The following is a 14494-nucleotide window of genomic DNA, read 5'->3' on the forward strand; positions in this document are numbered from 1 at the left end:
CACCCTCCGCCCAACCACTGGGCGGTCACCTCCCACCCATCACCCCACGCACCGCCTCCGGTCCGCCGGCCCTGACCCACCGCCTCCGCGTTCGAGGGGATATCCCCTCGAAACGTGCCTTCTCTGTTCGTAGACGAGTGCAGAACCCACAACTGGAGGGGAGATCCCCTCCGGTGGGAAAGGGTGGGGGAGGGGGTGGGGATTTGATCAAACAGTCACCCTCCGCGCCGGAGTGGTGACACGGTGTGGAAAGGGGCGCACACTGAAGGATTCCGGACCGACCGTCCTCGGTCCGGCCGCCCTGCGAGGAGGCCGTCGTGCCCCGAGTCACGATCAAAGAGATCGCCCGCCGCGCGGGCGTCTCCCAAGGCGCGGTGTCGTACGCGCTGAACAACCAGCCCGGGGTCTCCGAGGCCACCCGGGCGCGGGTCCTGAAGGTCGCGGAAGAGCTGGAGTGGGTGCCCAACCGGGCCGCTCGCCAGCTGTCCGCGGCGCGGAGTGAGACGTTCGGGCTCGTCCTCGCCAGGACCGCGGAGACCCTGACCGAGGAACCGTTCTACATGGGCTTCGTGGGCGGCGTGGAGTCCGTGCTCTCACAGAAGTCCTACGCGCTCGCGCTGCAGGTGGTGGCGGACCTGGACGAAGAGCTGGCGACGTACCGGAAGTGGTCCGCGGAACGCCGGGTCGACGGCGTGATCGTGGTCGACCTGCGGGTTGCCGATCCGCGCATCCCGTTGCTCCGCAAGCTCGGGCTGCCGGCCGTGCTGGTCGCCGACCCGGAGCTGTCCGACGGGATGCCGTGTGTCTGGACCGACGGTACGGCGGCGATGAACGCGGCGCTCGACCATGTCGCGTCGCTCGGCCACCGCGTGGTCGCCCGCGTCGCCGGACCACCGGAGTACGGCGATGTCTGGATCCGCGACCGCGCGTACGCCACGGCAGGCCGGCGACTCGGCCTGGACGTCCGCGTCGTGCACACGGACTTCTCCGCCGACGAGGGTGCCGCGGCGACACGCGACCTGCTGGCCGCCGCGAACCGGCCGACCGCGATCATCTACGACAACGACCTGATGGCCGTGGCCGGTCTGGCCGTCGTGCACGGGCTTGGGTCGCGCTCACCGGAGGACGTCACACTGGTCGCTTGGGACGACTCGACCCTGTGCCGGATCACGCACCCGCGGTTGACGGCGATGAGCCACAACATCATCGGGTACGGCGCCGAGGTCACCAACCGGCTGCTCGACCTGCTCAACGGCGCCCGCCCACAGGCGCACCTCTACTCGACACCGTTGCTGATCGTCCGCGACAGCTCCGGCCCACCGCCGGTCTAGGCCGCCGTCACCGTCACCGGTACGCCGTTCACCGCGGCAGTGCCGGCGACGGTGTCGGTGAGCCCGGCGTCCGTGACGTCGTTCGCGCTCGCTCCCGCGACCTGACTCGCCACAGTCAGCCGGACACCTTCGCGGCCGTGCCCGAAACCGTGCGGCAGGCTGACCACCCCCGGCATCATGTCGTTGCTCGCAGCAACCTCCACGGAGACCGATCCGGCCGCCGACGCCACCGTGACCAGCTGTCCGTCCTTGAGATCGCGCTCGGCCAGGTCGGCCGGGTTCATCAGCAGCTGGTGCCGCGGCCTGCCCTTCACCAGCCGGGCCGAGTTGTGCATCCACGAGTTGTTGTTGCGCAGATGCCGCCGCCCGATCAGCAACAGCCCGCCGTCGTCGAGAGCGACCAGCGACTCGAGCCGCGGCAGGTCGTCCAGGATCATCGGCTGGGCCAGGTCGACCCGCTTGCTCTTGCCTCGCAGCGCCCCGGGCAACGCCGGCTGGAGCGGCCCGAGGTCGACCCCGCCCGGCGACTTCCGCAGCTTCCGCAGCGACAACCGGTACGGCCCGATCCGGAGTCCGAGGTCGACGATCCGGCGCGGCGACATCCGCAGTCGCGCCATCACCTCGACCTTGCGCCGGCTCCACGGAGTACGGCGTACCAGGGCCAGGCCGAGGTCGCGGAAGATCTCCCAGTCGTGCCGTGCCTCCGGCGGCTTCGGCAGTACGGCGTCGTTCCAGCGAGCCGTGTTGCGCACCGCGAGCTGGTGGAAGATCACGTCGTAGTGGTCGCGCTCGAGCGGTGGCGCGGGCGGCAGGATCACGTCCGCATGCCGGGTGGTCTCGTTGATGTACGGGTCGACCGCGACCATGAAGTCGAGCGTGTCGAGGGCCTCGTCCAGACGACGGCCGCTCGGGGTGGACAGCACCGGATTGCCGGCGACCGTCACCATCGCCCGGATCCGGCCGTCGCCCGGCGTCAGGATCTCCTCGGCCATCGTCGACACCGGCAGCTCGCCGCCGAACTCGGGCAGCCCACGGACCCGGCTCTTCCACAATCCCATGTGACCGCGGCCGAGACCGAGCAACGCGTTCACCGCCGGCCGCGGGAACATCGTCCCGCCCGGCCGGTCAAGGTTCCCGGTGATGATGTTGAGCACCTGGATCGCCCACTGGCAGATCGCGCCGAACTGTTGCGTCGACACCCCGACCCGCCCGTAGCAGGCGGCCCTGTCCGCGGTCGCGAACTCGGTTGCGATCCGTCGGATCACGTCCGCGTCGATCCCGGTGATGGCGGCTGCCCGCTCCGGAGTCCACGGCTCGACCGCCGCCTTGACCGCCGCGAACCCGTCGACGTACGACGCCGGCTGCGCGTGTCCGTCGGCGATGACCTGATGGATGAGCGCGAGCAGGAACGCGGCGTCGGTGCCCGGCCGCACGAAGTGGTGTTCGTCGGCGACCGCTGCCGTCTCGGTCCGACGCGGGTCGATGACCACGACCCGGCCGCCGCGCTTACGCACCTCCTTCAGTCGTCGACCGAAGCCGGGCGCAGTCATCATGCTGCCGTTCGAAGCAAGTGGGTTGGCGCCGAGCATCAGCAGGTACGACGTCCGGTCGATGTCCGGCACCGCGACCATCAACTGGTGGCCGTACAGCAGGTACGACGCGAGCATGTGCGGCAGCTGATCGATCGACGTCGCGCTGAACCGGTTCCGGGTGCGGAGCTGCCTGACCATCGTCGGTAGGTGGGTAAGCGCACCGAGGCTGTGCACGTTCGGGTTGCCGAGGTAGACGCCGACCGAGTTCCGCCCGTGCTCACGCCGGATCTCGGTCAGCCTGCTGACGACCAGCTCGTACGCCGCGTCCCAGCCGATCTCCTGCCAGCCGTCGGCGGTACGTCGTACTGGTGTGGTCAGCCGATCCGGGTCCTCCTGGAGATCGCGGAGCGCGACGGCCTTCGGGCAGATGTGACCGCGGGACAGTGGGTCGGATTCGTCGCCGCGGATGTCGGTGACCCGGCCGTCGTCGACCGTCACGAGCACACCACAGATCGCTTCACACAGGTTGCAGGAGGTCCGCCGTACTGTGGTCGCCATCCAGCCAAACTACCCCTGGGTAGCCTGTCCGGTCATCACTCGAAGCGCGCCTCGTCCAGGCGGCCGAGGATCGCGTCGACGGTCTCGCCGGCGGACAGATCGGAGTTGTCCAGCCACAACCCCCGGCGCGGAGTGAACGCGTGCAGCTCGTAGTCGAGCTCGTCGACCAGGTGGTACGCCCCGCCGAGCCGGCTGGAGATCACCTCGGGTCGCGGCGTCAGGACGACGAGATAGCGCGGTCGGGTCTGGATCCCGTCCAGGAACTCGCGCAGCAGTTCACCGATGACCACGTCCTGCAGGACCACGGTGAAACCGGCCTGCGCGTACCCGTCGGCGGCCTGGCAGGCGAGCCGGTACCGGAGCTGGAGCTGCCGCTGGGCCTCGGCCATGTCGTCGGCCATCGAGGCCTGTCCACTGACGATCATCCGGCGGAAAACGTCACCCCGGAGATGGACGCCGTACTGGAATCTCTCGGCCAGTAATTGGGAAACCGTCGACTTCCCGGCCGCCATGATCCCACTGACGACGATCACCCCCTCGGACTCCATGCGGTGATCGTGCCACGCGGCGCAAGGTTTTGGTCCGGTCTCGCCGAATCTTGTCTGTGATCGGACAGAAAAGCTTCGTGTGCAAGGGGTTTCAGGCAAGCAGTGTCTCGAGGTGGTGCCGGAGCAACTGCCGGATCCGGGCCGGTGTGGTCCGGCCGGGCTGGATGGCCGAATGCAGGGCCAGGCCGTCGATCAGGGCATGCAGAAGCTCGGCCTCGCGACGCAGATCCAGACCCTCCCGGAGACCGCCGGCCTCGGACAGGGATTGGAGCAGCGATTCGCAGAGTTGGCGCAGGCCGTCGTGCACCGCGTCGACGTGTCCGTGCAGGCCGCCGGCCCCGGATTCGGCCTGGGCCTGCGCCATGAATGCCAGCCAGACGTCGAACTCGGCCTGCCGCTCGGCATCAAGGGGGAGAGCCTCCTCGAGGTAACGCAGCGCGATCGTCATGGCGCTGCCCTCGACCTCCACCGCGCTGATCCGGTCGCCGACCCGGCGCGCCACCAGGTCCATCGCGAAGCTGAGCAGACCTTCCTGATCGGGGAAGTAGTAGCGCACGGCGCCGGGCGACCAGCCGGCCTCGGCAGCGACGGTCCGGACCGAGGCGGCGCGGACGCCGTCGCGGCGGACCACCCGCCAGAGCGCCTGGGCGATCTCCTCGCGGCGGACGTCGTGGTCGACGATCTTCGGCATGTGCCCTTTTTAGCACAGCCGTGTTACTGTCGTTCACAACACAGTCGTACTAATAAACGTCTCGGGAGGGTGAACCACTGTGCTGCTCGCTGTGATCGCCGGGTGTGAGATCGGGTTCTGGGTCCTGCTCGCCGCCGGACTCGCGACGCGCTATCTGCTCCGGCACCCGAAGGCCGGCCTGGTCCTGCTCGCGGCGGTGCCGCTGGTCGACGTGGTCATGCTGGTCGCCAGCGTGATCGACATCCATCGCGGCGGCGAACCGTCGTTCAAGCATTCGCTGGCCGCGATCTTCATCGGTGTCAGCGTCGGCTTCGGCCACCAGACACTGAAGTGGGCGGACAAGTGGGCCGCGCACTATATGGGTGGTGCGCCGCGTCCGGTCAAGCCGCCGAAGCGTGGTCCCGAGCGGGCCCGTCGCGAGCGCACCGGCTGGTACCACCACCTGCTCGCGTACGTCGTCGGTGTCGGCATCATGATCGCCCTCGGCCTCCTCTCCGGGCAGGGGTACGACGCCGTCCTCGCCCCGGCGTGGACCTGGACGATCGTGCTCGTGATCGACGCCATCGTCTCGTTCAGCTACAGCTTCCAGGGCACCGATGCGTCCGATGACCAGGACCGGGCGCCGCGCGAGAAGCAGTCCGTCTGAGGTCCCCGGGTCCACCGTCCGGCCGTCGTACATTGCGGACATGACGACGACCGGGCGGGTCTGGGCTGGGGTCACCGCGTTCGCCGTGGCGGCCGGCATCGTGGTGCAGCTGTTCGTGACGGCGAACGGGACCGAAGGGTTCTTCCGGGACAACCCGGAGCGGGTGCTCAACGTGTTCGCGTACTTCACGATCCAGTCGAACCTGCTGCTGGGGGCAACGGTCTTGATGCTGGCTCTGCAGCCGGACCGGCGCCAGAGCACCTTGTTCAAGACGCTGCGGCTGAACGGTGTTCTCTGCATCGCGGTGACCGGGGTCGTCTACCACGTGGCGCTGGCCGGCCTCGACGACCTGGCCGGATGGGCGGCAGTGGCGAACTTCCTGCTGCACACCGCGACGCCGATCCTCGGCGTACTCGGGTGGCTGCTGTTCGGTCCGCGGGGCGCCACTGATCTCCGGATCGTGCGGTGGTCGATCGTGTACCCGCTGCTGTGGCTGGTGTTCACGCTGGTCCGCGGCGAGTTCGTCGGGTTCTACCCGTATCCGTTCGTGGATGTCGGCGAGCACGGGTACGCACGGGTGCTGCTGAACTGTCTGCTGGTCGCGGTACTGTTCCTGGCTCTGGCGGCCGGAGCATCCTTCCTGGATCGCCGCCTGCACCGGAAGACAACCGTCGAAAGGTAGACCCGTGCTGGTGACCTCGCGCTCGTACGCCGAGTACGAAGCGATGTTCGACCTGAGAGAACTCCCTGACTCCGTGCTCGACTGCTGTGCGGGCGGTGCGAGCTTCACCGCCGAGGCCGCCGCGCGTGGCGTCGACGCGATCGCGGCCGATCCGGCGTACGAGCTGGAGCCGTCCGAGCTCGTCGACACCGTTCGGCGCAGCCTGCCCGCGACCGCGGGGATCGTGGACGAGCACCAGGGGAGCTTCGTCTGGCACTGGTACGGATCGCCGGAGCGGAAGGATCAGTACAGGATCGAGGCGGCCGACCGGTTCCTGCAGGACGTGTCCATCGCGCCCGAGCGCTACATCGCGGCCGGGCTGCCGGAGCTTCCGTTCGGCGACCGGCGGTTCGACCTGGTGCTGTGCTCGCACCTGCTGTTCACCTGGGCGGACAAGTACGACCGCGACTGGCATCTGGCGGCGCTGCGCGAACTGATCCGCGTGAGCAATGCGGAAGTACGCATCTTCCCGCTCGTGCTGCAGGGCGCCGGCGAGCCGGTACCGTTCCTGCCGGAGATCCTGGACGAGCTGGACGGCATCACCTGGGAGACCCGCAAGGTGCCGTACGAGTTCCAGGTCGGTGCCAACGAGATGCTGGTCATCACCCGGACCTGAGACACTGACGTCTGGTGCTCCCCACCCGTCGCGATCACGGATGAGTTGCGCACTGACCCGCCACGTTGGGTGGGGAGCGCCAGACGCCAGGGACGCGAGGGCCCGGCCGGACGGTGGGAGGACGGTCTACCACCGCCCGGCCGGATGGAGTATGGGGTCAGATCAGCGGAGGTAGCGGCCGCAGACCGGCCACGGGGAAGCGCCGCGCTGGGCGTACAGCTTCTTCGCGCGCATCAGCTGCTCGGCCGCCGACGCGTTCGCCGGGCTGCCGGAGCCGCCGACGCTGCGCCACGTCTGCCGGTCGAACTGGAACAGCCCGTAGTACCCAGCCGGGTTGACGGCCCGCGGGTTCCCACTGGATTCGCAGTTGGCGACCTTCGCCCAGGCACCGCTCAGGTTTGCGCGGCCGCCGGCCGCCGGGCGGTCCTCGGACCGGCTGGTCTTGACCCTGCGCTCGGTCTTGCGGACCTTCTTGGTCTCGACCTTCTTGGTCGTCACCCGCTTCGGAGCGGCGGCCTTCGTCACGCCGTCCAGCGACAGGGTCTGCCCGATCAGGATCAGATCGGGGTCCTGCAGGTTGTTGATCCTGGCCAGCTGGTGCCAGTCGGCGCCGTTGGCCTGCGCGATCTCGGAGAGGGTGTCGCCGGGCTTGACCGTGTAGTCGGTCGCGAACGCCGCTCCGGCGCCGGCGGCGGTGATGCCGGCCCCGAGGCCGGCGATCGTGAGGGTCCGTGCCACCCGGCGGGTACTTCGCCGGGGGCGCGCATGTCGTGCTTTGGACATCGGAAAAGCGCTCCTCGTGAGCTTGGGCATGGTGGAACTCACCAGGCCCCCCGTGCAGGGGTGGGGGCATTCGGACAGGTCACAGGACAGCGACCGAATGATCACGCCATGGTAACGACGCAACGTTTGTCATCCTGTGCGACGTCGGCGCGGAGCGCAAGACCATTCGGGGAATCTGCCCCGGTTTTTTTCTGGCCTTTGAGGAAGTGAAAATCCAACAACAGAACGGTTTCCGGCCTGATGCGCCGAGGTTCGAGGCCCGCTGGGCGGGGCAACCAAGGCCCGGAACCGACCGGTTTCTAGCGCTGGAAACAGCGCTCCGGGACCAGTTCTACGGTCAACTTTCGGACCACATCCTGGACGTCGTCCGGCCAGGAATCCCACACCTGTCCGGCCCACATGATGAGCGCCGACTCCACCTCGTCGACCCCGCCTGCCGTCAGGACGTCGTACGCCGTCAGCCGGCCGACCGTCGCGGGTGGGGTGAGCACCGGCCAGTCGTCGTACGAATTGGCCATGATGCCGTGGGCCGTACGTACATCGAGGTTGCCCGAACCGCGCTCGAGGTACATGTACAGGCCGTTGAGCGCGAACACCGGCCCGATCGGCGGCGTCCCCGGGAGGACGTGCTGGCCGCCGTACGCGTCGATCCGCAATTGGTGCAGGTAGCCGAGCCTGGCCTGGTGCTCGATCTCGAAGCCGAGCAGCTGACCGGAGACCTCCAGGCACTCGGGGGAGGCGCTGTTCTTGGCTTCGCCCGGCCAGTCCGAGCGCGGGAGATCGGCGCCGCAGCCGGGGCAGCGGCGGGATTCGTGCGTGTCATCCGGCGGGTTCACTCGTTGATCGAAGCACGGGCCCCGCCGTCCGGCAGCTGGATTTCGCCGCCGCGGTGGCGGACCGGCGGATGAGGCGACGGAAGGGTATGGGGGCAAGCGGTGATCCGAGTGGCTCTCGGCCATCGCGGCACGTTGGTGCGTGGTGCACTGGCCGCGGTGCTGGCAAGGGAGAACGATCTGGACGTGGTGGCCGAGCTGGACCGCTCGGAGGACGTCCTACAGGTGTCCGGGCGACGGCCGCACGTCGTACTGCTCGACCCACAGCTGCCCGGGCGGATCCGGATCGAGGAGTTGTGCCGGAAGCTGACCGGCCGCGGTGTGCTGGTGCTGATCGATCACGAGGCGATCGCCGCGACCAGCATCGCGCTGGTGAAGCAGGCGCCGCGGATCGGTCTCATCGCGACGGACGTGACCCCGGACCAGTTGGTGCAGGCGGTCCGGGACGTGGCGAAGGGCCTGCCGGTCGTCGACGTACGGCTCGCGGTCGCGGCGCTGAAGGCGGGCGACAACCCGTTGACCGATCGTGAGTGCGAGGTGCTGCGGCAGGTCACAACCGGCGCGACCGCGCAGGAGGTTGCCCGCACCCTCAGTCTGAGTGCCGGGACCGTGCGTAACTACTTGTCTCGCATCCTTGCGAAGACCGGCTCACGCAGCCGGATCGAGGCGATCCGGAAGGCTCAGGACGCCGGCTGGATCTGACTCCGCTTCTGGGTCGTGGTCGGTGCCCAGTTGCCGTGCAGGTCGCGGTACATGCGGGACTTGCGCATCAGGCTGACGTGCGTGCCCAGGGTCGCCTGGTTGCCGTCGAGGACCAGGATGCGGCGGGCGCGGAGCGCCGAGCTGATCCGGTGCGCGATCACGATGAGCGTGCCTTCGCGTTTGGCGAACGCCTCCTCGGCGACGCGCTCGGCCTCCGGATCCAGGAAGCAGGTCGCCTCGTCGAGTACGACGAGCGGCGCGGGGGACAGGTACGCGCGGACCAGTGCAATCAACTGCCTCTCGCCTGCGGACAGCTCGCCCGGTCTGACGTCCGCGGTCAGTCCACCGATCCGCTCGATCAGCGCGGCCGCTCCGATCGCATCGACCGCGTCCGCCACCTGCGGTGTTGTTGCGTTAGGCAACAGATAGGTCAGGTTGTCCAGCACGGTCCCACTGAAGACGTACGCCTCTTGGGGGATGAGCACTCGCGTGGCCGGCGTCACCTTCGCCGGTTGTACGCCGCCCAGCAGCAACTGTCCGCTCGTGGGTGTCAGCATCCCGCACACCAGCCCGGCCAGCGTGGATTTCCCGATCCCACTTGGCCCGACGACCGCCAGGTGCTCACCTTCGGGGATGGTCAGTTCGAGCTTGTCCAGCACCGGTTCGGCGTTCGGGCCGTAGGCGAAGCTCAGCCCGCGCAGGCGGACGTCGAAACCGGTGGGACTGCTTGCGGCCTGGGGCTGCGTGACCGGTGTGGAGGCGTCCAGGATCCGGCCGAGGGTGATCACGTACCGCAGACCGCTGTCGCCCAGCGCGCTCATCACTGTGTTCAGCGCCGGCTGCAACCCGATCAGCACGTAGGTCAGGCCGCCGAGCAGTGTGCCGGTGCTGACTCCACGCCCGATCAGCCAAGGTCCCGCTGCCAGCAGGATCAGCAGCGGCAGCCAACCACCGACCGCGAAGCACAGAGTCCGGAGTGCCGCGACCTTGGCGAGTGCACGCTCCGCCGCTGCGTGGGCCTCGATCGGTTCGCCCACCAAGCGTCCGGCGAACTCCTCGGTCCCGGTCGCCGTGATGTCCCGCACCCCGCCGAACACCATGCCGGCCGACGCCGCGAGGTCCTCATCCGCCTGCAACGACGCCCGAACCCGATCCGCCGCCATCCCCAGCACCGCCAACGACAACGCGAACCCGAGCAGGAACGGCGGTACGACGAACGCCGCCACCAAGGGCGCCAGCGACAACAACCCCGCCAGTACGCCGAACAACGTGACAGCGAAACTGCGGATCACCAGCACCAACCCGGCGAACGTGTCCCGAACGATCTCCACCTGCCGGTTCAACCGCGCCACGGCACTGTCGTCCCCGGTCCGCAGTGCGCCGGCGACAACGCGTCGTACCAGGTCGTCCCTGACGGGCTCGACCAGATCGCCGAGGCGGCCGTACACCTGACGTGCTCCGGCCGCTCCCAGACAAGCCGTCGCGACCAGTCCGCCGAGCCAGGCGATGCCCCGCCAGACATGGCCGCCGAGGAAGTTGTCGGTCGCGTGGGCAACTGCGATGCCGTAGATCGCGGTCGGCAGGATCTCCGGGATCGACCACGCGATGAGCCTGGTCGTCGCCCACTTCCGCAACGCTTTGGCGCCGTAGGTCAGTTCGCGCTTCATCCAAACACTTCGCGATAGGACGTGTGCTGCCAGAGGTCGGCGTGGGGGCCGATGGCGCGGACGCGGCCGTGGTCGAGCCAGATCACGAGGTCGGCGCGGGCCGCGGTGGCGGGACGGTGGGTGACGATGAGGCGGGTCCGGTGGTGGCGATCCTCGGTGAGCGTGCGGCTGATCTGCCGCTCGGTGGCCGTGTCCAGGCTGGAGGTCGCGTCGTCGAGCACCAGCAGGCGGTCCGCCGACCAAGCCCGGGCGAGGCCGAGGCGTTGCCGTTCACCGCCGGACATCGGTGCCTTGCGCAACGAGGTGAAGTACCCGTCGGGCAGCCGGCTGACGAAGTCGTGCACGCGGGTGGCGCGGGCCGCGGCCAGCGTGCGGACCGGGCTGATCGCCTCGGGCGCGATCGCATCGCCGATCGTCCGGCCGACCAGTTGCGGACGTTCGAAGGCGCACCCGACCGCGCGGCGCAGAGCATTTCGGCTGACGGCCTGCAGCGGTACCCCGTCGAGCGAGACCTGGCCGGTCGACGGGTCGCGCAACCTCGCGGCGAGCGCGGCGAGCACCGACTTGCCGGCTCCGCTCGGACCGACCACTGCGACGGTCGCTCCGCCGGGAAGGTCGAGATTCACGTTGTCCAGCAGGACATTTCCGCCTGCAACCACGCTGACACCGTTGAACGTCAGGTGGCCGGTTCCCTTCGGCAGTGCGAGCGTGCCGTGCGCGACCGACTCGATCGCGAGCACCTCGCCGGCCCGATGCACACCGGCCTTGGCGCGGGCGATCTCCCCGAGCACACCGGTCAGGTTGCCGAGACCGGCCCCGAGTACGGCGTACTGGGACGCCGCGAACAGCTCGCCCGCGGTGATCCGGCCTGACGCGAGCTGGAGTCCGCCGACGGCCAGTACGGCGACGAGTACCAGCGGACCCACGATCGCGGCTTGTGCGCCGGAGCGGGCGAGGATGCGCCAGGTGACGACGCCGTGCCTGTGCAACTCGGGCAGGAGGCCGAGGATGCGGCGTTCCTCGCGGGCCGTCGTACCGGCGGCGGCGATCGTGCGGATGCCGGTGAGCGACTCGGACAGCAGCGCGGCGATCCGGCCCTGAGTTTCCTGGTAGGCCAGGCTGACGTCGGCGGTCCGCTTTGCAAACGTCCACAAGACCAGGATCACGAGCAGTACGCCGCCGAAGAACGCCGCCGCGAGCCAGGGGTCGATCACCGCGAGCAGGACCAGACTGCCCACTGGCGGAGCGATCGCGGCGATCGCGGTGACGGCGGCCGGACCGGCCTGTGCGGCGTCGGTGGCGTTGGCGGAGACGCGGGTGACGAGGTCGCCGGTCTCGAAGCCTCGGGTTCCTTCCGGGCCACCGTGGACGATCTGCCTGACCAGGCGATGCCGCAGCCAGGCAGTCGTCTCAGCGACACACGCGGCGCCGACGAACGCATCGACGATGCTCGCGGCGATCCCGAGGCCGATGACTCCGGCGGCCGCGATCAGCCAACGGGTGTAGCCGTGTCCTGCCACGATCGAGTCGACCGAACGGCCGAGGATCGTCGGCAGGGCAAGCGTGACGCCGCTGCCGATCAGTGCGTTGAGTCCGATCACCGGTAGCCAGCCGCGGCTGTGCTTGGCGACCTCTCCGAAGGTGATCACGATGCCAGCCCGGTATGGCCGGCGACGAACGCCAGCATGTCGGCGGCCAGGCTGATGCCTCCGGTCGCGTGGCCCGCGTCGGCTTCGAGCCGCAGCAACACCGGACGTTCGCCCGCGGTCGAGTGCTGGAGCGCGGCGCACATCTTCCTTGCGTGCAAGGGATCCACGCGCGTGTCGTTCCCGAACGCAGTCAGGAGAACGGCCGGATACATCACGCCTTCGGCAACACGATGGTACGGCGAGTAGGACAGCAGGGTCCTGAACTGGTCAGGATCCGACGCTGACCCGTACTCCGGCACCCAGTGCGCGCCGAGACCCGACAGCTCGTATCTCGCCATGTCCGTCAGCGGTGCCGAGCAGACGGCGGCCGCGAACAACTCCGGGCGTTGAGTGAGCGCTGCGGCGACCAACAGACCGCCGTTGGACTCGCCACACGCCGCGAGCTGATCGGCGGTGGTCCAACCGGTCGCGATCAGGTGCTCGGCGGCCGCGATGAAGTCGTCGAAGACCTTCTGCTTCTGGTCCAGGATCCCGGCCCGGTGGGACTCTTCACCACGCTCACCGCCACCGCGGACGGTCGCGGTCACGAAGACGCCGCCGGCCTCGACCCAGGCGAGCGTGAACGCCGAGTACGTCGGGGTGAGCGACTGGCCGAAACCGCCGTACCCGTAGAGGATCGTGGGTCGCGGTCCTTCGGTCCCTGGCTTGGCGATCGCGAGGAGCTGGAGCTCGGTGCCGTCGGGTGAGGTGTAGGTGAGGCGGTGCGACTCGGCGTCCGCGACCACGCCAGGTGCCTGCGACCAGAGCGTCGTACTGCCGGTCGTGGCGTCGTAGCAGTAGACGGCCGACGGGGTGACGCTGTCGGTGTAGGTGAACCAGGCTTGGTTGCCGCCGTCCGGTCGCGTATTCAGGGACCCTACGCACCCTGGGAGTTCGACAGAGCCGATTCGCGTGCCGGTTGTGCGGTCGTGGATCGTGATCTCGTTGGTGTGGCTGACGAGGATGTGGTCCTCGAGGATCGCGAGGCCGGTCAGTGGTGCGCCGGGATGGATGAAGTCGTCCCAGTCCGAGGGGCTCATGGGGTCGCCGATGCAGATGCGGCCGGTCGGCGCGTCGCGCGTGGTGACGACGTACAGGCGGCCGTCGGGTCCCACCGTCATGACCGTGAGGGCGTCGACGCCCCGCTGTACGGGGGTTGGCGGATCGTCCGTGGCAAGGTCGGCGAGCCAGAGGTCGTTCGCCGTACCGCGGGAGGCCGAGATCGTCAGCCAGCGGCCGTCATGGCTGAGCTCGAGCCCGTACGACGCTTCGGTCGCGAGGATCGTGGTGTCGTCGGGGTCGTTCAGGTGGTGATGCCGTACCTGGCGGAAACGCACGTAGTAGAAGGACTTGCCGTCCGGGAGCCAGGCGATCGGGGAGTAGCGGCAACCGTCGATCGGGCCGTCCGCGAGCTGACCGGTGGTCACGTCGAGGACGTACAGGACGGACTGCTCGGTGCCACCTTGTGAGACCTGGAAGGCGAGGAGGCTGCCATCGGGTGACGGCTGCCAGCCGTCCAGAGTGGTGCGTCCGCTGGGGTCGAGCTGCAGCGGGTCGAGCAGGGCTCGCTCGTCGACGTACAGGATCGGGTGCTGTCGGCCCGGATCGCGGCGGAGCGTGAAGCAATGGTCGCCGCGCCAGCTGGGGACGGAGACGGTGCCGACGTTCGAGAGGGCCTTCACCCTGGTGCGGAACCGGAACCGGTTCGTCAGCGTGGCGGCATGATTCAGCCACAGCTCGTCCTGTTCCGCCTGCCACCGTTGGGTCTCGGCCGACTCGGAGTCTTCGAGCCAGCGGTACGGATCCGCGACGGAACAGCCGTGCACCTGCTCCACCAGCGGACTCCGCTCGGCGCATGGATAGGACTGCACGGAGGTACCCACACTCCACTCCTTCCGTCCAGCACAACAGCAGCCGCCCGGCGACCGAGGCGAGTCGGTCACCGGTGATCGGGTCGGGCCGTGCCCTGCGGCACGGCCTGAAGGCAGTTCGGCCCTGGGTGGGGTTTGCCGCCCACCCAGGGCCTCGGAACCACCGATCAGTGGCAGAGCAGAAGGCTCAGGTTGCTCGGGGTCTGCGAAGCGCAGCCCAGCACGGTCAGCGTGGAGCCGCCGTGGTGGTGGCCGCCGTGGCCGTAGCCCGGGGTCTCCAGACCCTGAAGGTCGAGAAGTGCCATGT

Annotated in this window: 14 protein-coding genes; 5 read left to right on the forward strand and 9 right to left on the reverse strand. The window is 68.9% G+C overall.

Going from position 1 to position 14494, the window contains the following annotated elements:
* Positions 1-317 precede the first annotated feature (317 nt).
* Entirely contained in the window at positions 318-1331 is a 1014-nt protein-coding gene (locus E0H73_RS22980; RefSeq protein WP_131359882.1) for a LacI family DNA-binding transcriptional regulator, read from the forward strand.
* Here E0H73_RS22980 and E0H73_RS22985 read toward each other — a convergent pair.
* The 3 genes from E0H73_RS22985 to E0H73_RS22995 all read right to left on the reverse strand — a co-directional run bounded on the left by E0H73_RS22985 (position 1328) and on the right by E0H73_RS22995 (position 4660).
* Complete coding sequence (locus tag E0H73_RS22985) at positions 1328-3421, reverse strand: molybdopterin-dependent oxidoreductase (protein WP_131359884.1); 2094 nt, start codon at positions 3419-3421, stop codon at positions 1328-1330. The genes E0H73_RS22980 and E0H73_RS22985 overlap by 4 nt on opposite strands.
* 35 nt (positions 3422-3456) lie before the next feature.
* Complete coding sequence (locus tag E0H73_RS22990) at positions 3457-3969, reverse strand: AAA family ATPase (protein ID WP_131359886.1); 513 nt, start codon at positions 3967-3969, stop codon at positions 3457-3459.
* A gap of 91 nt (positions 3970-4060) precedes the next feature.
* Positions 4061-4660 carry a TetR/AcrR family transcriptional regulator gene (locus E0H73_RS22995; protein ID WP_131359888.1) on the reverse strand — a complete coding sequence of 200 codons (600 nt, stop codon included), beginning with the start codon at positions 4658-4660 and terminating at the stop codon, positions 4061-4063.
* Positions 4661-4739: 79 nt separating this feature from the next.
* Here E0H73_RS22995 and E0H73_RS23000 point away from each other — a divergent pair, with 79 nt between their 5' ends.
* Genes E0H73_RS23000 through E0H73_RS23010 form a run of 3 tightly spaced genes read left to right on the forward strand, consistent with a single transcriptional unit; the run spans position 4740 to position 6643 of the window.
* A complete protein-coding gene (locus E0H73_RS23000; protein WP_131359890.1) occupies positions 4740-5306 on the forward strand; it encodes a 2TM domain-containing protein in 567 nt (188 codons plus the stop codon).
* Positions 5307-5346: 40 nt separating this feature from the next.
* A complete protein-coding gene (locus E0H73_RS23005) occupies positions 5347-5988 on the forward strand; it encodes a Pr6Pr family membrane protein (protein ID WP_131359892.1) in 642 nt (213 codons plus the stop codon).
* Between the two features lie 4 nt (positions 5989-5992).
* A complete protein-coding gene (locus tag E0H73_RS23010; RefSeq protein WP_131359894.1) occupies positions 5993-6643 on the forward strand; it encodes a class I SAM-dependent methyltransferase in 651 nt (216 codons plus the stop codon).
* A gap of 162 nt (positions 6644-6805) precedes the next feature.
* Here E0H73_RS23010 and E0H73_RS23015 read toward each other — a convergent pair whose 3' ends face one another.
* Both E0H73_RS23015 and E0H73_RS23020 read right to left on the reverse strand, forming a co-directional pair.
* Positions 6806-7381: a transglycosylase family protein gene (locus E0H73_RS23015; RefSeq protein WP_238164180.1), complete on the reverse strand. Its 576-nt coding sequence runs from the start codon at positions 7379-7381 to the stop codon at positions 6806-6808.
* Positions 7382-7725: 344 nt separating this feature from the next.
* On the reverse strand, positions 7726-8262 hold the full coding sequence (locus tag E0H73_RS23020; protein ID WP_131359898.1) for a DUF5946 family protein: 537 nt from the start codon (positions 8260-8262) through the stop codon (positions 7726-7728).
* Positions 8263-8361: 99 nt separating this feature from the next.
* On the opposite strand from E0H73_RS23020, the gene E0H73_RS23025 reads away from it, so the two are divergent.
* Positions 8362-8961 carry a response regulator transcription factor gene (locus E0H73_RS23025; protein WP_131359900.1) on the forward strand — a complete coding sequence of 200 codons (600 nt, stop codon included), beginning with the start codon at positions 8362-8364 and terminating at the stop codon, positions 8959-8961.
* On the opposite strand, the gene E0H73_RS23030 is transcribed toward E0H73_RS23025, so the two are convergent.
* From E0H73_RS23030 to E0H73_RS23045, 4 genes are all read right to left on the reverse strand, one after another.
* Positions 8940-10628 carry an ATP-binding cassette domain-containing protein gene (locus E0H73_RS23030; RefSeq protein ID WP_131359902.1) on the reverse strand — a complete coding sequence of 563 codons (1689 nt, stop codon included), beginning with the start codon at positions 10626-10628 and terminating at the stop codon, positions 8940-8942. The two genes, E0H73_RS23025 and E0H73_RS23030, sit on opposite strands and share 22 nt — an antisense overlap.
* Complete coding sequence (locus tag E0H73_RS23035) at positions 10625-12277, reverse strand: ABC transporter ATP-binding protein (RefSeq protein ID WP_165555788.1); 1653 nt, start codon at positions 12275-12277, stop codon at positions 10625-10627. Before E0H73_RS23035 ends, E0H73_RS23030 begins: the two co-directional genes overlap by 4 nt.
* Positions 12274-14199 (reverse strand): prolyl oligopeptidase family serine peptidase, encoded by a 1926-nt coding sequence (locus E0H73_RS23040; protein ID WP_131359904.1) that lies wholly within the window; start codon positions 14197-14199, stop codon positions 12274-12276. Before E0H73_RS23040 ends, E0H73_RS23035 begins: the two co-directional genes overlap by 4 nt.
* 155 nt (positions 14200-14354) lie before the next feature.
* The gene (locus E0H73_RS23045) at positions 14355-14492 is read right to left on the reverse strand and encodes a SapB/AmfS family lanthipeptide (protein ID WP_130387812.1); all 138 of its coding nucleotides are present in this window, start codon (positions 14490-14492) and stop codon (positions 14355-14357) included.
* Positions 14493-14494 lie beyond the last annotated feature (2 nt).

This window comes from Kribbella pittospori (genome assembly GCF_004331465.1).
Lineage (GTDB): Bacteria > Actinomycetota > Actinomycetes > Propionibacteriales > Kribbellaceae > Kribbella > Kribbella pittospori.